The sequence below is a fragment of the Nocardiopsis sp. NPDC058789 genome (assembly GCF_042745575.1).
GTDB classification, from domain to species: domain Bacteria; phylum Actinomycetota; class Actinomycetes; order Streptosporangiales; family Streptosporangiaceae; genus Nocardiopsis; species Nocardiopsis eucommiae.
Window position 1 is genome coordinate 183,066 of record NZ_JBHYOW010000006.1, and the last position, 17,387, is coordinate 200,452.

Here is a 17,387-nt window from a genome sequence, read left to right on the forward strand (position 1 = left end):
AGCGGGCTGCCTGACCCTCCGGGGCGGCCGCGCCGCGCCCCGGCCCCGGAGGGTCCAACGGTCAGGCCGGGACGTGGCTGACGGCCTCCACGTTGTTGCCGTCGGGGTCGCGCACGAAGGCGCCGTAGTAGTGCTCGTGGTACTCCGGCCAGACCCTGGGTTCGTGCAGCACCTCGGCCCCGGTCTCGACCGCCGCCGCGAAGAAGGAGTCGACCGTGGCCCGGTCGGGTGCGAGGAAGGCGATGTGCGACTCCCTCGCCGGTCCCTCGGACTCGCTGGGGGCGATCCAGAACTGCGGGTGCTCGCTGCCGTAGCCGATCACCGGCCCGAACTGGAGCACGCGCCGGTGGCCCAGCGCGGCGAGGACGGCGTCGTAGAAGGCGGCGCTGGACGCGGGATCAGCGACCTGGATACCGAGATGATCGAGCATGACCCGAGTGTGACACGCACCACTGACATTCCCGCGGCTCCGAACCCCCGTGTGTCCGGTCCTGACCTGAGTCCCGAGGGAACCCGTCGATGTCCCGGCGTGACGCCGACCGGTCCACGGGTCCACGGAGGCGAGACCCCCGCGAACGGTCTCCGCGCCGACCAGCACGTTCCCCGGGACGGTCGCACAAGCCGCCCTGGCAAACAGCGGCGGACCGGCCGAGGGGACCTGACCCGGGTCAGGCGACCCAGCGGTAGAGGTGCTCGGGGCGGCCCGCCGAGCCGTAGCGCATGCGGAGCTCCGCGCGGCCGTCGGCGCACAGGTGTTCCAGATAGCGGCGCGCGGTCACCCGGGAGACCCCGGACCGTTCCGCGACGTCGGAGGCCGAGACCTCGCCCTCGGCCTCGCGCAGCACGCCCGCGACCAGGTCGACGGTGGCGGAGGTCAGTCCCTTGGGCAGGGAGCGGGCGGCGGGCGGGCGCAGCAGCCCGAACAGGCGGTCCACGTCCTGCTGGGTGGCCTGCCGCTCCCCCTCCATCTGCCGACGCGCCACCGCGTAGCGTTCGAGCTGGTCGCGCAGGGCGCTGAGCGGGAACGGCTTGAGCAGGTAGTGGACGGCGCCGCCGTGCAGGGCGGCGCGGACCTGGGCGATGTCGCGGACGGCGGTGATCATCAGGAAGTCCGGCTGCGGGGCGTTCTGGGAGGTGGCCGAGCGCAGGGTGTGCATCACCGAGGTTCCCGAGGCGTCCGGCAGGTGGAGGTCGAGCAGCACCAGGTCGGGGCGGTGGCCGCGCACCTGTGCCAGGGCCGCGGCCGCCGTGTGCGCCACTCCGACCACGGTGAACTCGGGCACCGACTCCACCAGCTCCTGGTGGTTGCGGGCCACCCGGACGTCGTCGTCGACGACCAGTACGCGGATCACCGGGTCACCGCCGCCGTGACGACCGGCAGGCAGGCGGTGAACACCGCGCCCTCCTCGGCGTCGGGTGCCTCCATCTCGATGCTTCCCCCTCTGCTCTCACAGACCTGTTTGACCAGCGCCAGTCCCAGACCACGGGTGCCTCCGTCACGGGAGGCCTTGGTGGTGAACCCGTACCGGAAGATCTCCTCCGCCAACTCGTCGGACACCCCGTGCCCGGAGTCGGTCACCCGGATCTCCAGGAGGTCGTGCGGAAGTCCCGTGTCGGTCGCGGTGTGCAGGCGCACCATCAGCTCCACCCACCCGTTCGGGGTGACCGCGTCCAGGGCATTGTCCACCAGGTTGCCGAGGGTCAGGAGCGCGTCCGAGCGCAGGTCACCCTTGAGGGACACCGGCACACTGGTCATCGGGGAGAGCCGCAGGTCCACGCCGAGCTCGGAGGCCTGGGCGGACTTGGCCAGGGTGAGCGCCGCGAGCGCGGGGTCCCGGACGTGCTCGGCCACACCGCTGGAGGTGCGGGTGTGGGTGGCGGCGAGGTCGGCCAGGTAGGCGCGGGCCTCGTCGTGGGCGCCGAGTTCGAGCATCCCGGCGACCGTGTGCACCCGGTTGGCGAACTCGTGGGTCTGGGCGCGCAGCCCCCGGGTGACGGTCCGCGCCCCGTCCAGTTCACCGGTGAGCCGGTCCACCTCGGTGCGGTCGCGGAGGGTGACCACGGCTCCGGACGCCTCGCCCCGGATGCGCACCGGCATGCGGTTGGCGACCAGCACGCGGTCCCCGGAGAGCAGGATGAGGTCGTCCCCGGGGTCCGCGCCGGACACGATGTCGCGGGCGCGTTCGGAGAGGCCGAGGTCGTCCAGACGGCGGCCCTCCACCCCCTTGGACAGGCCCAGCATGGCGCGGGCGGGCGGGTTGACCAGCAGGACCCGGTCGTCGCGGTCCACCGCGAGCACGCCCTCGCGCACCGCGTACAGCAGGGCCTCCCGGCTCTCCAGGAGCGTGGTGATGTCGGCCGGCTCCAGGCCGTGGGTCTTGGCGCGGACCTGGCGGGAGAGCACCCAGGAACCGCCCACGCCCAGGACGAGGACGAGCGCGGTGGCGGCGAGGATCACGGGGATCGAGGCGCGCGCGTCGGTGGCGGCGCTGGAGTCGAGGATGCCCAGGGACACGTAGCCCACGACCTCCCCCCGGGCGTCGCCGCCGTTCACCGACCCGCCGTCGGAGAACACGGGGATCTTGGCGCGCACCGTGCGGCCCTGGGTCCCGTCCTGCACGCCCGTCCACTCGGTTCCGCCCACGACGGGGCCGGGCGGGGTGGACACGGTCTCGCCTATGCGGTCCTTGTCCGGGTGGGTGTGCCGGGTCCCGTCGGGTGAGGCGATGACCAGGTAGTCGGCGCCGGTGGCGGCGGAGATGCGGTCGGCCAGGGGGTCGAGCTCCTCGGAGGGGTCGGGTGTCTGGAGGCCCTCGACGACCTCGGGCAGGACCGCGACCGACCGGGCCACAGTGAGCACGCGCTCGGCGTACTGGCGGTCGGTCTCGCGGTTGAGGTGGATCGCCCAGAGGGAGCCGATGACGGTGAGCGCCACGGCCAGAAGACAGACATATCCGATGAAAAGGGACCCGGTGAGCGTGAGTCGGCCGGATGCGGGATGTGGGTTCATGAGCACTCCAGTGGCCGGGGTGAGTTCTCCCGGCCGGTGAACGCGCAGGTCGGCGTCGCACGGTCAGCTTCGCAGACACGTTTCACGAACAATACGACCAATATGACTCCAGGTTTAACAAAGACCTCACATGGGCGTGCCCACGGTCACACTGTGGTCTGGATCTCCCCCCTGCGTTCGCGCACTGGGAGACGTGCACGAACACTGAGGAAGGAGAGGACGATGCGCGATCGTGGCGTGCCGCTCCGCGTGGCGGGAGGGCTCTGTGCCCTCCTCCTCGTCGGGACGGCACTGTACGACGTACGCCAGAGCGCCGCGTCCGGCGACGGGGCCCAGGAGAAGGTGCTGCTCATCGCACCGGCCGGCCCCGGCGGAGGCTGGGACACGCTGGCCCGCGAGATGCAGAACGGCCTTCGCGAGGAGGACCTGCGCTTCAACGTCGAGGTCCGCAACGCCGAGGGTGCCGGTGGCACCATCGGGCTGGCCCAGACCGTGGGCCGCGACGGCCAGGACAACGTGCTGACCATGACCGGACTGGGCATGGTGGGCGCGGTGGAGACCACCGGGTCGCTCTACACGATGGAGGACGCGACCCCCATCGCGCAGCTGGCGTCGGAGTACCTCGCGATCGTCGTCCCCAAGGACTCGCCGTACGAGACCATCGACGACCTCGCCGAGGACTGGAACGAGCAGTCCGGGACCCTGCCCGTGGCTGGCGGTTCCATGGGCGGCGTCGACCAGATCTTCGCCGCCCAGGTCGCCCAGTCCATGGGGATCTCGCCCGGCGAGATCAACTACCTCCCGTACTCGGGCGGCGGCGAGACCCTGACCTCGCTGCTCTCCGGCACGTCGAAGGTCGGGTTCGGCACCCTGGGCGACTTCAGCGACCAGATCGAGGACGACGGACCGCTGCGCGCGCTCGCGGTGTCCTCCCCCGAACGCCTGGACGGCGTGGACATCCCGACCATGATCGAGCTCGGCTACGACCTGGAGATGTCGAACTGGCGCGGGGTGATCGCCCCTCCCGGCCTCTCCGAGGACGAGGCCGACGAGCTGGAGGCACTGGTGCGGGAGCTGCTGGCCACCGACTCGTGGGCGGACACGCTGGAGCGCAACCGGTGGACCGACACCTACCAGGGCCGTGCCGAGTTCGAGGAGTTCCTCGACGAGGAGGTCGCCCTGACCCAGGAGACCGTGAAGGAGCTGGGACTGTGACGCCCGACGACACCCGCGTCAGCGCCGAGGCGGCCGAGACCGCCGGCACGACCGGGACCGACGAGGCCCCGAGGGTCGGGGCCGCCGAGGCGCCCCCGGCCGAGACGGACCAGACGGCCGGGACCGACGAGGCCGAGGCACTCGACCCGGAGACCTCGGTCTGGCGCGGCCCGACCGCGTGGGTCATCCCCGCGCTGGTCGCGATCCTGGGCGCCGTCGCCCTGTGGGGCGGCCTCACGATCGAGGCACCGCCCAACGCCACGCGGCCCGGCCCGGGCGCCTTCCCCGGCACCGTGGGCGTGCTGCTGCTCGTCACCGCCGTGTGCATGACGGTGGTCAACCTCCGCAACCGGAACACCGGCGACGGCACCTCCACGCTGGCCTGGTTCGAGGGCCGCCCGGTCCTGCTGGTGCTGGCGGGCCTGGTGGTGCACGTCGCGCTGCTGGAGTTCGTGGGCTGGCTGCTCGCCGGGGCCCTGCTGTTCTGGATCGTGGCCTACGCCTTCGGTGCCCGCGCCTACCTGCGTGACGCGATCGTGGCGCTGTCGATGTCCGCGGCGGTCCAGGTCGGCTTCTCGCTCGGCCTCGGGCTCAGCCTGCCGGGCGGCTTCCTGGAGATGGTGCTCTGATGGACACTCTGATCAACCTCGCGGACGGGTTGACCGCCGCGCTGACGCCCCAGAACCTCATGTGGGCCTTCCTCGGCGTGCTGCTCGGCACCGCCGTGGGCGTCCTGCCCGGCATGGGTTCGGCCATGGCGGTGGCCCTGCTGCTGCCCGTCACCTTCCGCCTCGACCCCACCAGCGCGTTCATCCTCTTCGCCGGTGTGTACTACGGCGGCATGTTCGGCGGCGCCACCACCTCGATCCTGCTCAACACCCCGGGCCAGGCGTCATCGATCGCCACCACCTACGAGGGCCACAAGATGGCGCTCAAGGGGAGGGCCGCCCAGGCCCTCGGCACGGCCGTGATCGGCTCGTTCGTGGCGAGCATCATCGGCACGCTCGTGGTGGCGCTGTTCGCCCCGGTGATGGTGGCGTTCGCGCTCAACTTCGGACCCGGCGAGTACTTCGCGCTGACGGTCTTCTCGTTCGTCGCCGTGGCCGCGGTCGTGTCCGGCTCGGTGGTGCGCGGCATCGCCTCGCTGCTCATCGGTCTGGCCATCGGGTTCGTGGGGATCGACGGGCAGAGCGGGGCCGCCCGGTTCGACTTCGGTTCGTCCAGCATGCTGGACGGGATCGACATCGTGATCGTCACCGTGGGCCTGCTCGCCCTCGGTGAGGTGCTCTACATCGCGGCGCGCGGAAAGTCCGCGCCGAACTTCGCGGCGATCCGCACCGGCCGTCCGTGGCTGGGCCGCAAGGACCTGCGCCGCTCCTGGAAGCCGTGGCTGCGCGGCACCGCGCTGGGCAGCGCCTTCGGGCCGATCCCCGGCAGCGGCGCCGAGATCCCGACCTTCCTGTCCCTGGGCCTGGAGCGCAAGCTCGCCGAGCGCCGCGAGCGCAGGACCGGGGAGAAGAGCGAGTTCGGCCAGGGCGCGATCGAGGGCGTGGCCGGTCCGGAGTCGGCCAACAACTCCAGCGCGGCCGGGACGATGGTCCCGCTGCTGGGCCTGGGTCTGCCGACCTCCGCCACGGCCGCGATCATGCTCGCCGCCTTCCAGCAGTACGGGCTCCAGCCGGGCCCGGTGCTGTTCGAGCGCAACGCCGACCTGGTGTGGACCCTGCTGGCCTCGCTCCTGATCGGCAGCGTCCTACTGCTGGTGATCAACCTGCCGTTCGCGCCGCTGTGGGCCAAGCTGCTGAAGTTGCCCAAGCCGTACCTGTACGCGGGCATCACGTTGTTCTCGGTGCTGGCGGTGTACGCCATCAACACCTCGGTGACGCACCTGGTGATGCTGCTGGCCGTCGCCCTGCTGGGTCTGGCGATGCGGACCTTCGGGGTCCCGGTCGCACCCGCGTTGATCGGCGTGGTGCTGGGCCCGATCGCGGAGACCGAGTTCCGCCGCGCGCTGGCCGCCTCCTCCGGCGACCCGGCGATCCTGGTGGGCAGCGGCATCTCGATCGGGCTGTACGCCCTGGTCCTGGTGGCGGCGCTGATCCCGGTGATCTCCCTGGTGCGCCGCCGTAGCGCGGCCCGCAGGGCCGAGAGGACCACCGAGCGGGTCTGACCCTCCCGTGTCCTCCAGCGGCCCCCGGGTACCGTCCCCCGGGGGCCGCTCCCGTGTCCGGGGTCAGTCCTCGCGCCCCTGCTCCACCGCCTCGTACAGGGCCCGGATGTTGCCGCTGCCGAAGGTGGTGGCGCCCAGGCGTTCGATCACCTCGAAGAACACGGTGTTCCTCGGGTGGGTGGAGCGCGCGAAGATCTGGAAGAGCTGGCCGTCGTGGTCCTCGTCCACGAGGATGTCCAGCTCCCGGAGCTCCTCGACCGAGTGCCGACGCAGGTCGAGTCGCTCAGCCAGCAGCCGGTAGTAGGCGTCGGGGGTGGCCAGGAAGGCGACCCCGCGCCTCCGCAGCGCCCCGACCGTGCTCACCGCGTCGGCGGTGCTCAGGGCGATGTGCTGGACCCCGGGACCACCGTGGTCGCGCACGAAGTCGTCGATGTGGCCGGGGTCGAGGTCCTGGTCCGGTTCGATGAGGGTGAGGGTGACGTCTCCCCCGGCGGAGCGGACGATGCGCGAGACCATCGCCTGCGAACCGACGACGACGCGCTCCTCGAAGATCAGCTCGAAGCCCAGGACGGTCCGGTAGTACTCGACCGTGGGGTCGAGCCCGCCCGGTGCCAGACAGACCGCGAGGTGGTCGACGGTGAGCAGCCCGAGGTCCGCCGCCCCGCCTCCGGCCACCGGGGACAGGCCGGGCAGGCGGCGCGCGTCGGTGCCGGGAGCGCGTTCGACGAAGGTGTGCGTGACGTCCCCGAACCCGCCGACGGTGGCGGTGACCACGCCGTCGCGTTCGGTGGGCGCGGCCACCGACTCCGCGCCCCGGGAGACCGCGAGGTCGTGGGCGGCCCGGGCGTCCCCGGCCGTGAGGGCGATGTCCGCGACCCCGTCCCCGTGCGCGCGGACGTAGTCGGCCACCGGGTGGTCGCCGGTGAGCGCCTGGGTGAACACCATCCTGATCCCCCCGGCGCCGACCATGGTGGACCGCTCGGTGCCGTTCTGGACGCTCTCGGCCAGGGTGTCCATCCCGTACCCGTCGCGCATACGCAGGGCGGCCTTCTCCGCGTCCGCCGTGTGGATTCTGACGTGGTCGACCGTCAACCCGTGCAGGGCCGTCATGGACTCTCCCCCTGGAGGTGGTGGTCCGCGGGCCGAAGGCGCCACGGGTGTCCCGAGACTACGCAGCGCCCCTCCCCCGGGAAAGGAGCCCTCAGGGGTGAGGGGAGAGCCCGGGGCGACGAAGCGCTGGTCACGCGGCGGAGGCCGTTACGGGTGTGGCGCAAGGGGTTACCAGAGTTCCTCCGGAGACCGCTCCGAACCGGGTGTCCCGGTGGCCCGGTCTCCGCCGCCCACCTCCCGCGCGGGCCCTCGGAAGACCTGCCGCGTGTGCCACTCCAGGTGGTCGTCGGCCACGGTGGGACAGCCGCGTCGCGGGCGGAGGACCGGCGCGCCCTCCAGGGAGAACACCGCCCTCTCGGCGGCCGGGGAACGTGCGGCGAACCGGCTGGAGACGGTCACCGTGCGGTCCGGGGACGCCCCGAGCACGCCCTTGTCGAAGAGCAGGTGGTGCATGGAGCACAGGCACAGGCCGTTGGCGAGATCGTCCGGCCCGTCGAAGGCCCACCAGCGGACGTGCGCGGCCTCCAGGCCCACCGGGGTCCCGTCGATCAGACCCTCGTAGCCGCAGAAGGCACACCGGTACTCGTAGGCACTCAGCACCAGGGCGCGGAATCCCGGATCGCGATCCTGCACCGTGGCACCGGGCCCGGGTCCGAGGCTCAGGCCCACCAGCGCGAGGATGTCCGCGTGCAGGGAGGGCTCGAAGTTGCCGTCGAGCAGGAGGCGCGCCATCCTGCCGCGTAGCGCCGGGTCCCGGTCGAGCTCTGCGGACAGTTCCGGGACCAGTGCGCCCCTGGCTCCGTCACGCAGCTTCGGCGGGCTCGCCCCGGGAGACCCGCCGCCTCCCGGCGTGGTGACCCTCCACAACCCGTCGCTGACCAGGTGGTGGAACGGGTAGGCGGAGGTGGTCCGCCGGTTCGGCCCGAACTCCCGCAGCAACCGGTCGAGTTCGGCCTCGACCTCGCTGTACACCAACTCCGGGCCGCTCCCCCGCTGGTGCCGCCCGAGCGCGTACAGAAGGAGGAGGGGTTTGTGCGGGGCGCGGTAGCCGTCGCGGCTCCAGCGCCTGATCGATCCGACACGCTCCAGCCAGTCCATGGCCCCGACCCTAGACGGTGGCGCGCAGGAGGGGGATCCGCTGGGCGACGGCCACCAGGGCGAGGCTGATCAGCGTCGTGGCGACGGCGTACCCGGCGGCGAGGGTCAGGCCCACCAGTCCGTCGGGGGTCCCGCCGAGGTCCCGCAGCGTGTACAAGACCATGACGTGCACGAGGTAGACCCCGAAGCTCAGCCCGGACAGGACCGCGATCGCCCGGTTCACCCGGCTCTCCGGGCCCAGCCCCGCCACCTGGGTGCCCCAGGCGCGCAGCAGGAGGAAGGCGCCGACCGAGGCGACGATCACGGTCGGGGACAGGAAGTCGTAGACGTACGCGGCTCCGGTCCCCCACTCGCCCGCTGTGGCGGCGGCGCCCCAGGCGCCCAGGACGGTCCCGGTGGTGCCCAGGACCAGGGCCACCGAACCGTGGAGGGCGTCGCGCGGTCCCTGCTCCCGCTCCGCCACCAGCCATCCCAGCAGGTAGTAGCCGAGGAACGGCAGGAACCTCGTGGCGGCGGTGACGCCGCCGACTCCGTCGACCAGGGCGGACAGCTGGTCGACCATGCCCACGGACAGGGCCGCGCCGGCGAACCACCACAGGCCCGTGCGCGAGGTGTGCGCCACCACCGTGCGGAGGAAGGGCGTGAACACGTAGAGACCGGCGATGACGTACAGGAAGTACAGGTGGATCGAGGGTGAACCCGAGGCCGCCTGGGCCACGGAGTCGGGGAAGCCGAGGCCGTCACGCCAGAACTGCCACAGCAGGTAGGCGGCGGTCCACACGAGCAGGGGGACGCCGATCCGGGCCCACCGCTTCCGGTAGAACCCCCCGACGTCCTCGTCACGCGGGCGCAGCAGGAGCGCTCCGCTGATCATGACGAACACCGGCACGCACCAGCGCAGCGCGGCGTCCACCACGTGCGCCCCCCACCAGGTGGGACCGCCCAGGTCGGTGTAGGTCGTGCTCACGAACGGCGAATAGGCGTGCACCAGCACGACGGCGGCCATGGCGGCCACCCGCGCGAAACCCATCCACGCGGTCCTGGAGACCGCTGGGGCTACGGGAGGCGGGGCTACGGCGTTTTGGGGGGCTTCATCGACTCGCACACCTTCACCGATATCTGTTCGTTACCTGAAACGCAAGTCAGGTTTTCGTTACCCGGGGTCAGCGATCGGGTCTCTTCCGTGGTCAGCGACCCCTCCGGAGGCCCACAGGAAAATGGAGGGGAACACCGACAGGACGCCGAAGAGCACCGCGAAGGGCTCACTGACGACCAGAGCGATCACCCTGGGTGCCGTCCCCGAAACGCCAAGAGGACCAGGACCGCCGCGCAGAGGTCGAAGAGGTACAGGCGTGGATCGACCGACCTCAGCGGGGGGTCGGAGAATCCTGCCAGACGTACACGGGAGCGAGCAACAGGCCGACGATCACTGCGGCGCCCATCACCCGCCGCATGGTCCGCTCGGAACGGAGGCGGAAGCCGAAATGGCCCAGTAGCGCCCCGAAGACGAGGCCGATGACCAGCCACCCGCAGTACTCGAGATCGTTCTGGGCGTATTCCGGGGGCACGTCGGTGAGGCCCTCACCCTTCGAACCCAACAGCCGGAGCCGATGGCGCGGTGGCCCAGTGGAATCGGGAGTCGATGTGGTCAGTAGTCCCCGCTCGCGACCCACACGAGCATGAAAAGGGCGGCCACTCCGAAGGCCAGCGGCAGGACGAGCGCCGCCGCGCACAGTACTGCCGTGCCCCGGGTCTTCCAACCTCGGCAGAGCGCAAGCAGCAGCAGGGTCAGGAGCGCCTCCACAAGCACGGGGACCGGGTGAACGCCGACCCTCCCGGACACCGAGGAGACCTGGAAGGACAGGCATGCGAAAACCGCCACCAACCCCAGGGGGAGACCGCCCGCGAACCCCCGGGCGAACGTGGACCCTGAGCGGAACCGGTCCCCGAGAAATCCCAGAAGGGGCCCTACAACGAGGCCCACCAGGACCCACGCCCGGTACTCCAACACGTTGACGTCGTCCACGAGCGTCACCGAGACCATCAGATGTCCCAGGACCGCTGCCAAGTAGACGGACAGGCCGGTGACCGTCGCCAGCCCGGGCCTCGCCGCCAACAAGCCGAGCAGGACGGGAGGCACGACGTAGAGGCCGACTGACAGTTCCAGGAACCCGCCGTCCTCGGGATGTAACCCGTTGACGAACGCCGCAAGCGATCCGCAGACGAATCCCGCCCCCAGAGCGAGCGTCAGGAGGAGCCACCGATGACGGATCCCAGGCCACTCCTCAGGTGGGGCTTCCCGGCCCGAGGGCTCGCATGATCCGGGGTCTTGGTCAGCCCCTGTCTCCAATGGGTCGCCGGAGGGGGATCCAGCCATCAGGGACGCCCCCCGGTGAGCACATCTCCCAAGTAACCCAGGCTCTCCTCATCCTCGAAGTAACCGCTGTGACCAGTGTCTTCCTCTGGGTCGAGCCGGTTGCCCAGAGTCTCACCAGGGTTCTCCGGGTCTGCATAGAACTCTTCCGCATGCAGCGCCGTTCCGAAACCATCGCTCGCCATACCGGACAGCTCCCGCGCAGTCTCGATGGCGTCGTCATCGCCCTGGATGATGTGAACATTTTCCTCATCCACACTGAGGTCGTTCACATTCTGGACGCTTGCTCCGGGAGCGCCAATGAGCACTAGCGCGTCAGCGTCCAGATCCCCGGGCACTCCATGGAAATCTGGATTTGCTGCGACCCCTGCCACATAGCCGCCGAAGCTGTGTCCGACGACGGTGTTGTGTGAGGGGGAGCCACCCTGATGCGTCGCCCTCAGGCCCTCCTGGAAATCGTTGAGGTCACTGGAAGCCTCGCCTGGACTCCAGCCACCCGAGAAAGGCGTATTATACCCCATCCACGTGGTGCTGGCGTTCTCGGAACTCGGGTCATTTCCATTCATGGAAGAATGGATATCGTCGGCCCGCCCGACCAGGACCCCCATGCCGCCTGCGTCGTTGAGCATCCCGGGAACCATGGTAGACACGTTATCTGCCAAATCAGGATTTCCGGTAGAGATGACAGCAGCTCCCCCTCCGGGCGCCATGGGATCAATATCGATCAGGAATTTATCATCGTCCTTCAAGATCTCACGCATAAGGTCCAGATCACCCAGAAGATTCAGTGAACCCAGACCAACCTTTGGGTCAACTGCCGCCGCCCCAAGATTTCCCTCAATCAACTCCTCAAGATAATCCCGATTGAGTTCGTCGCGCACGACTACAGGAATACCGCCCAACCCGCGCAGGATCTCGGGGTAGTCCTCCATCGCAGCTTGCTGGTCCGACTGACTCAGAGAGTTCCACCAGACGTTGACCGCACCGGGGGTCGCGTTCTCGGTGAACTCTTCCATAGGCGCTTCACCATCAGGAAGAACCCCAGCCCAGCTCCAACCAAGGTGCCCGGAGTCGACCAGGCGCTCCAGGGTCTTCTCGCTCGGCCCTTCCCTCAGGTCCTTCTCCACCTGGTCGGCCTGGTCCATCAGAATTTCCCACGCGGCGTCGTGCTCAAGAGCGAGTTCGCAGGCCAGACCCATCAGTGCCGTCTTCTCCTCGGACTCACGACTCGCCTTGGTACTGGTGACGGCGTCGACGACCCCCTCAGCGAAGCCCCCACTGCGGCCGCTCGTGCTGGCGGAGACCACCGGGCTGTCCACCCTGGTCTGGGCGATGATCTTGGCGGTCTCCCAGCGTTGCTGGAGTTCGGAGCGGACCAGACGATAGGCCTTGATGTCCTCGGCCCACAGCCGAAGGACGGCCGCACCGTTCGTCAGAGCGACCCCGGCCTCACGCCAGGACTCCAGTTCCTTGGCCGCAGCTGAGCTGATGTCCCAGGAGACGAGGTCAGTGAACTCGATGGCCGTGTTGGTGAACTGACCATCCAGGCCTTCGGCTCGCCCGTACATCGTCTGACAGATTCCGTCGAGGGTTTCCGCGCCGCTCTCGATGGCCGAGGGCTCGGCGTCGATGTCCGGGGGAAGGCCCAGAGACATGGCGGGGATAGACATGGGGGGATATCCGTTCCTACCGGAGGGAGCTGGTCAGGGGAAGTTGATCTGGAGGTCCAGCGCCTCCAGCCCCTCCTGGTAGGCCTCAGCATTCTCGTGGTCGGTGTCGACGATCTCGATCGTGGCTCCCTGGACGTTCATGGCCAGCCCGATGCCATGGTCCGCCACGGACCGAATGTGCTGGCAGGTGTCCGTCTCGAAGTCACCCAGCCCCGCCGTGACGTGCCGGGAAACCACACCGCGCAGGTCATCGACGGCGGTCTCGAAGTCGACACCGAGATAGACCATCGCCTCGGACATCTCCTCGGCGAGCTCGGCCTTGGACAGGGATGCGAAGGGGTTGACACCGGCTTCGTCGGACATGGGACTCCAGGAGGCACGCGGGGGATGGGCAACCATCACCAAGAGCAAGGGGAGGCACTGCCCATCTCTACCAGGGGGCGACGGTACGTGACCGGACTCCGGCGCCCTGAGGACCTTCGATCACGCTTCTGGAGTGCCCTGACCTGGGCCCTGGCCGCATGCGGCCAGGGCGCGGGTCAGTCGTCGCTGGAGGCCACGCCGATCGGGCAGCTGGCGCCCGTGCCGCCGATACCGCAGTAGCCGTTGGGGTTCTTCGCGTCGGACAGGTACTGCTGGTGGTAGTCCTCGGCGAAGTAGAAGGCCTTCAGCGGGGCGATCTCGGTGGTGATCGGGCCGAAGCCCGAGCGGGTCAGGACCGGCTGGAAGGCGTCGCGGGTGGCCTCGGCCGCCTCGCGCTGGGCCTCCGAGTGGTAGTAGATCGCCGACCGGTACTGCGAGCCGACGTCGTTGCCCTGGCGCAGCCCCTGGGTGGGGTCGTGGCCCTCCCAGAACACCTTGAGGATCTCCGTGTAGGTGATCCGCGACGGGTCGAAGACCACGCGGACCATCTCGGTGTGACCGGTCATGCCCGAGCACACCTCCTCGTAGGTGGGATTGGGCGTGTAGCCGCCCGCGTAGCCCACAGCGGTGGTGATGATCCCGCGCTCCGCTCCGAGCCTCCAGAAGGTGCGCTCCGCGCCCCAGAAGCAGCCCATCGCGACGTCCGCGATCTCGCTGCCCTCCGGGTAGGGCGGGGTGAGCCGGGTGCCCAGCACCGTGTGGCCGAAGGGCACCGGCATCGCGGTGTCCCGGCCGGGAAGGGCCTGGGCGGGGTCGACCATGGTGGTTCTTCTGCCGAACATGTCTCCAGGCTATCCGGCGCGTCCAGGGGTTCCCCGAAGGTTGTCCACAGGCTGGGACGGACGGAGACAGGTGGGGAGATTCGTCCTACCATTGCCGTTGTGTCGGACTCCAACCGCGGTGTCGCCCTCGGGGCGACCGCCTTCCTCATGTGGGGCTTCGCCGCCCTCTACTGGCCCTTTCTCTCCGCTTCGGAACCCGCCGAGGTCCTCGCCCACCGCATGGTGTGGGCCCTCCTCGCCATGTGCGTGTTCCTCCTGCTGGCCCGGCGCGGCTGGTCCTGGCTGCCCCAGGTGCTGCGCAACCCCCGGCAGCTGCTGCCGGTCGGGGCGGCCGCGGTGCTCATCTCGCTGAACTGGTGGGGGTTCATCTACTCCGTCTCCTCCGCCCAGACGCTCCAGGCCTCGCTGGCCTACTTCATCAACCCCCTGATGACGGTCTGCCTCGGCGTGGTCCTCTTCTCCGAACGCCTGCGCGCCGCCCAGTGGGTGGCGGTGGGGCTCGGCGTGGTGGCGGTCGGGGTGATGACCGTGGCCTACGGCTCCACCCCGTGGCTCTCACTGCTGATGGCCACCTCGTTCGCCGCCTACGGCGCGGTGAAAAAGTACGTGAGCCTCGACGGCATGCAGAGCCTGACGGTCGAGACGCTGGTGATGTTCCTGCCGGCGCTGGGGTTCGTCGTCTACCTGGAGGCCACCGGGGCGGGCACCGCCCTGTCGGTCTCGCCCGGGCACACCGCGCTGCTGGTGGGCGGCGGGTTCGTCACCGCGCTGCCGCTGCTGCTGTTCGGGGTGGCGGCCCGCAAGGTGCCGCTCAGCGTGATCGGCATGCTCCAGTTCATCGCGCCGACCATGATCTTCCTGATCGGCTGGCTGGTCCAGGGCGAGGAGATGCCGCTGAGCCGGTGGATCGGGTTCGTCTTCGTCTGGCTGGCGGTGTGCGTCTTCGTCTTCGACCAGGTGCGCGGCTCGCGGGCCCGGGCCGCGGCCCGTCGTGAGGCCGTCAGACCCTGACCCGGGCGGTTTCGGTCAAACAAAACTACCCTCAGTGACACTGTGCTAACGTCAGGTCGTGGGGCCGGGCTCTGTCCCGCCCCCGACCTGGTCACACGTCCCGGAGGGCCCCCTTGATTCCTCGCACCAGCCGAACCGGCACGCTCCGTGCCGCCTCGGCCGTGTGCGCGGTGGTGCCCTCCGCGATCAGCCTGCCTCTGTTGTTGGGCGCCCTCCTCGCCGTGCTGTGGCTCTTCGGCGCCGCACCGGCCCAGGCGGACACCAGCGCGTTGGGCGCGGGCGCCCTCGGGACCCCCGTCTCCGAGACCGCCTCCGCCACGGGCGAGGCCCTCGGGCTGGGCGGGGCGCCGAGGCTGGGCATCGTGCCCGAGGAGGTCACCGAGCCGGTGGCCACGACCCTCGGCACCGTGCACCAGCGCCTGGAGAAGGGCACCGCGGACACCGCGGAGGCCGCCGTCAGCCTGCCCGAGCCCGCCGTGGCCGAGGTGCGCGGGTTCGTCGCGGAGATCGACCGCCGCGAGGAGACGGTCGAGCGCACTCTCGTTCAGGGACCTCCGCTCTCCGAGTCGCGTGCCTCCCGTGAAGCGGACGCCCCGGAGGAGACCAAGGGGGACCGGGCCGCCGAGGACGACGCGGACTCCGAGCGCGCCGAGCGGTCCGAGGGCCGCGACGTACCCGTGCCGCCCACGACCGCCTCCCACCAGGCCACCACGGCCCCGGGCTCCGACCCGACCGGCTCCGAGCGAGAGGACGCCGACGGCGTCTCCGAGCACCAGCGCGTGCAGCCCGCCACCGGGTCGCCCGCGCCCACCGCCAACGGACCTGCCCCCGTGCCCTCCGTCGCCGGTTACCTCACGGCGGCGCCGCTTCCCGCGCCGACCGCCGACGCCGTGCGCCTGGCCGCGCACCGGCTGCACACCGTGCCCGCCGACCCGGCCGACGACCTCACGGTCTCGCCGGACTAGCGAACGGTCCCGCCCCGGGCGCCCTGAGGCGCCCCCGGACCGTTCCCAGCACGTTTCTCCTGGGAGCTGACCTGAGTCCCGTGCCCTCGTTCACGTGATTCACGTCAGCCGGTGGTCCGCCCCGGCTCCCCACGGCCGCCCGGCCGTCCCGTTCATCCAGAGCTTCACCAGGGAAGGAAAACCATGACGCACACCAAGCGCTTCTCCGCCCGAGCCGTACTCCTCGTCACGGGCACCGCGGGCTTCGTGGCCCTCGGCGCCGGCGTCGCCGGAGCCGAGGCGCTGGCCACCCCGGCGGAGGCGCTCTCGCCCGTCGTCGAGCGCGCGCTCGTCGAGGGTGTGGCCCCGACCGTGAACACGCTCGCCCCCGAGGGCGTCACCCCGATAGCCGACCGCGCGCTGGCCGAGCTCCAGGAGACCGCCAACGCCGAGAAGCCCGCCCCCGACCTGGGCGCCGTCCTCCCCGAGTCGCGGCTCTCCGAGACCGTCACCAGGACGCAGGACGCCACCGGCCTTGACGGCGACCCGCACGACACCGTCGGTCACACCGTGGGACGGCACCTGGAGTCCACCGCCCAGGACGCCGGGACCGCCGTGGAGGGCACCGCCCGTCAGGCGGGCACGACCACCGAGTCCACCGCCACCGAGGTGCTGCCCCACACGGTCCAGGCAGTCGCCGACCTGCGCGACGAGATGCTGGTCCTGCCCGAGCTGGACACCACCCAGCTCCCCAGCCTGGAGGACCGCCGCCTGCCCGAGCTGAGCGAGGCGCCCTCCCTGGACGACGTCACGGGCAACGTCACCGAGCTCACCGGTGACAACGCCCTGGTGCTGGAAGAGCTCAACCCGGTCACCGCCCTGTCCGAGCCCCGGCCCACGCCCGTCCACACGAGCGCCGCCGTCCCGCCGGAGGGCGCCGACCTCACCGCGCCCAACGTGTGGGACCTGGCCGCCGCCTTCGGCCTGGAGACCCCGGGCCAGATCCAGGACGTGGTCGAGTCCACCGAGCTGACCGCCGACAACTACGTGAACCTCGGGGAGGAGGAGGTCCTGGGCATGGTGGGGAACCGCGCCTGGGAGGACCGCGACCTCACCACCGTTCCGCAGAGCTCCCCCACGGCCCCCATGACCCTCGCGGAGGCCCCGGACGCTCCCCGCGTCACCGACCTGACCAACGCCCTGGCGGCCGGTGCGTCCGACCTCGGCTCCGCGGAGCCGGTCTCCCTCCAGGGCCCGCTGGCCGACGCCGGTCTGCCCCAGGTGGCTGAGGGCATCGACACCACCACCGCCGAGGACCTGGTCAACGGCCTGAGCCGGGGCACGGACCTGCTCAACGACCTGGACACCAGTGACCTCGTCTCCATCGACGGCGGCACCGCCGAGCAGGAGACCCCCGAGGGCATGGTCCAGCACCCCACCTTCATGGACCTGCCGGGCTCCGAGGCCCTCCCCCTGGTGAGGTAGTCCTCCCGTACCGACATCGCGGCGCCGCCCCACGCACCGGGGCGGCGCCGCCGTCGTGTCCGCTCAGTGCGGGACGTGTTCCCCGAGCGGGAACT

Annotated in this window: 17 protein-coding genes; 6 read left to right on the plus strand and 11 right to left on the minus strand. The window is 70.6% G+C overall.

Features of this window, described 5'->3' with window-relative positions; translation table 11 throughout:
- Positions 1–61 precede the first annotated feature (61 nt).
- From ACFW3L_RS10525 to ACFW3L_RS10535, 3 genes are all read right to left on the minus strand, one after another.
- On the minus strand, positions 62–430 hold the full coding sequence (locus ACFW3L_RS10525; protein WP_378738617.1) for a VOC family protein: 369 nt from the start codon (positions 428–430) through the stop codon (positions 62–64).
- Between the two features lie 238 nt (positions 431–668).
- Positions 669–1,352 carry a response regulator gene (locus ACFW3L_RS10530; RefSeq protein ID WP_378738619.1) on the minus strand — a complete coding sequence of 228 codons (684 nt, stop codon included), beginning with the start codon at positions 1,350–1,352 and terminating at the stop codon, positions 669–671.
- Positions 1,349–3,010 carry an ATP-binding protein gene (locus tag ACFW3L_RS10535; protein WP_378738621.1) on the minus strand — a complete coding sequence of 554 codons (1,662 nt, stop codon included), beginning with the start codon at positions 3,008–3,010 and terminating at the stop codon, positions 1,349–1,351. Before ACFW3L_RS10535 ends, ACFW3L_RS10530 begins: the two co-directional genes overlap by 4 nt.
- 222 nt (positions 3,011–3,232) lie before the next feature.
- Here ACFW3L_RS10535 and ACFW3L_RS10540 point away from each other — a divergent pair, with 222 nt between their 5' ends.
- Genes ACFW3L_RS10540 through ACFW3L_RS10550 form a run of 3 tightly spaced genes read left to right on the plus strand, consistent with a single transcriptional unit; the run spans position 3,233 to position 6,395 of the window.
- Positions 3,233–4,225: a Bug family tripartite tricarboxylate transporter substrate binding protein gene (locus ACFW3L_RS10540; RefSeq protein ID WP_378738623.1), complete on the plus strand. Its 993-nt coding sequence runs from the start codon at positions 3,233–3,235 to the stop codon at positions 4,223–4,225.
- Complete coding sequence (locus tag ACFW3L_RS10545; RefSeq protein ID WP_378738626.1) at positions 4,222–4,854, plus strand: tripartite tricarboxylate transporter TctB family protein; 633 nt, start codon at positions 4,222–4,224, stop codon at positions 4,852–4,854. Before ACFW3L_RS10540 ends, ACFW3L_RS10545 begins: the two co-directional genes overlap by 4 nt.
- A complete protein-coding gene (locus ACFW3L_RS10550) occupies positions 4,854–6,395 on the plus strand; it encodes a tripartite tricarboxylate transporter permease (RefSeq protein ID WP_378738628.1) in 1,542 nt (513 codons plus the stop codon). The genes ACFW3L_RS10545 and ACFW3L_RS10550 overlap by 1 nt, the downstream gene beginning before the upstream one ends.
- Before the next feature lie 63 nt (positions 6,396–6,458).
- Here the strand turns inward: ACFW3L_RS10550 and hppD are convergent, their stop codons facing one another.
- From hppD to msrA, 8 genes are all read right to left on the minus strand, one after another.
- On the minus strand, positions 6,459–7,505 hold the full coding sequence (hppD, locus tag ACFW3L_RS10555; RefSeq protein WP_378738630.1) for a 4-hydroxyphenylpyruvate dioxygenase: 1,047 nt from the start codon (positions 7,503–7,505) through the stop codon (positions 6,459–6,461).
- 168 nt (positions 7,506–7,673) lie between these two features.
- Positions 7,674–8,603 (minus strand): phosphorothioated DNA-binding restriction endonuclease, encoded by a 930-nt coding sequence (locus ACFW3L_RS10560; RefSeq protein WP_378738632.1) that lies wholly within the window; start codon positions 8,601–8,603, stop codon positions 7,674–7,676.
- Between the two features lie 10 nt (positions 8,604–8,613).
- Positions 8,614–9,633 (minus strand): acyltransferase, encoded by a 1,020-nt coding sequence (locus ACFW3L_RS10565; RefSeq protein ID WP_378738634.1) that lies wholly within the window; start codon positions 9,631–9,633, stop codon positions 8,614–8,616.
- A 337-nt stretch (positions 9,634–9,970) separates the two neighbouring features.
- Positions 9,971–10,201 carry a DUF6518 family protein gene (locus tag ACFW3L_RS10570; RefSeq protein WP_378738636.1) on the minus strand — a complete coding sequence of 77 codons (231 nt, stop codon included), beginning with the start codon at positions 10,199–10,201 and terminating at the stop codon, positions 9,971–9,973.
- Positions 10,202–10,251: 50 nt separating this feature from the next.
- Positions 10,252–10,980 (minus strand): DUF6518 family protein, encoded by a 729-nt coding sequence (locus tag ACFW3L_RS10575; protein WP_378738638.1) that lies wholly within the window; start codon positions 10,978–10,980, stop codon positions 10,252–10,254.
- Positions 10,980–12,647, minus strand: coding sequence for an alpha/beta hydrolase (locus ACFW3L_RS10580; protein ID WP_378738641.1), 1,668 nt, complete (start codon positions 12,645–12,647; stop codon positions 10,980–10,982). Before ACFW3L_RS10580 ends, ACFW3L_RS10575 begins: the two co-directional genes overlap by 1 nt.
- A 33-nt stretch (positions 12,648–12,680) precedes the next feature.
- Positions 12,681–13,010 (minus strand): hypothetical protein, encoded by a 330-nt coding sequence (locus ACFW3L_RS10585; protein WP_378738644.1) that lies wholly within the window; start codon positions 13,008–13,010, stop codon positions 12,681–12,683.
- Positions 13,011–13,186: 176 nt separating this feature from the next.
- Positions 13,187–13,852 (minus strand): peptide-methionine (S)-S-oxide reductase MsrA, encoded by a 666-nt coding sequence (msrA, locus tag ACFW3L_RS10590; protein ID WP_378738646.1) that lies wholly within the window; start codon positions 13,850–13,852, stop codon positions 13,187–13,189.
- A 99-nt stretch (positions 13,853–13,951) separates the two neighbouring features.
- On the opposite strand from msrA, the gene rarD reads away from it, so the two are divergent.
- The 3 genes from rarD to ACFW3L_RS10605 all read left to right on the plus strand — a co-directional run bounded on the left by rarD (position 13,952) and on the right by ACFW3L_RS10605 (position 17,292).
- Positions 13,952–14,863, plus strand: a complete 912-nt coding sequence (gene rarD, locus ACFW3L_RS10595; protein ID WP_378738649.1) for an EamA family transporter RarD — start codon at positions 13,952–13,954, stop codon at positions 14,861–14,863.
- A 113-nt stretch (positions 14,864–14,976) separates the two neighbouring features.
- Positions 14,977–15,828, plus strand: coding sequence for a hypothetical protein (locus ACFW3L_RS10600; protein WP_378738652.1), 852 nt, complete (start codon positions 14,977–14,979; stop codon positions 15,826–15,828).
- Between the two features lie 183 nt (positions 15,829–16,011).
- Complete coding sequence (locus ACFW3L_RS10605) at positions 16,012–17,292, plus strand: hypothetical protein (RefSeq protein ID WP_378738654.1); 1,281 nt, start codon at positions 16,012–16,014, stop codon at positions 17,290–17,292.
- Positions 17,293–17,387 lie beyond the last annotated feature (95 nt).

Excerpts from the sequence above, each read along its gene's own strand:
- ACFW3L_RS10575 (WP_378738638.1), bottom strand. The coding sequence starts at position 10,980 with ATGGCTGGATCCCCCTCCGGCGACCCATTGGAGACAGGGGCTGACCAA.
- ACFW3L_RS10540 (WP_378738623.1), top strand. The coding sequence starts at position 3,233 with ATGCGCGATCGTGGCGTGCCGCTCCGCGTGGCGGGAGGGCTCTGTGCC.
- ACFW3L_RS10585 (WP_378738644.1), bottom strand. The coding sequence starts at position 13,010 with ATGTCCGACGAAGCCGGTGTCAACCCCTTCGCATCCCTGTCCAAGGCC.
- ACFW3L_RS10525 (WP_378738617.1), bottom strand. The coding sequence starts at position 430 with ATGCTCGATCATCTCGGTATCCAGGTCGCTGATCCCGCGTCCAGCGCC.
- ACFW3L_RS10560 (WP_378738632.1), bottom strand. The coding sequence starts at position 8,603 with ATGGACTGGCTGGAGCGTGTCGGATCGATCAGGCGCTGGAGCCGCGAC.
- ACFW3L_RS10565 (WP_378738634.1), bottom strand. The coding sequence starts at position 9,633 with ATGGGTTTCGCGCGGGTGGCCGCCATGGCCGCCGTCGTGCTGGTGCAC.
- ACFW3L_RS10550 (WP_378738628.1), top strand. The coding sequence starts at position 4,854 with ATGGACACTCTGATCAACCTCGCGGACGGGTTGACCGCCGCGCTGACG.
- hppD (WP_378738630.1), bottom strand. The coding sequence starts at position 7,505 with ATGACGGCCCTGCACGGGTTGACGGTCGACCACGTCAGAATCCACACG.
- ACFW3L_RS10580 (WP_378738641.1), bottom strand. The coding sequence starts at position 12,647 with ATGTCTATCCCCGCCATGTCTCTGGGCCTTCCCCCGGACATCGACGCC.
- ACFW3L_RS10605 (WP_378738654.1), top strand. The coding sequence starts at position 16,012 with ATGACGCACACCAAGCGCTTCTCCGCCCGAGCCGTACTCCTCGTCACG.
- msrA (WP_378738646.1), bottom strand. The coding sequence starts at position 13,852 with ATGTTCGGCAGAAGAACCACCATGGTCGACCCCGCCCAGGCCCTTCCC.
- ACFW3L_RS10535 (WP_378738621.1), bottom strand. The coding sequence starts at position 3,010 with ATGAACCCACATCCCGCATCCGGCCGACTCACGCTCACCGGGTCCCTT.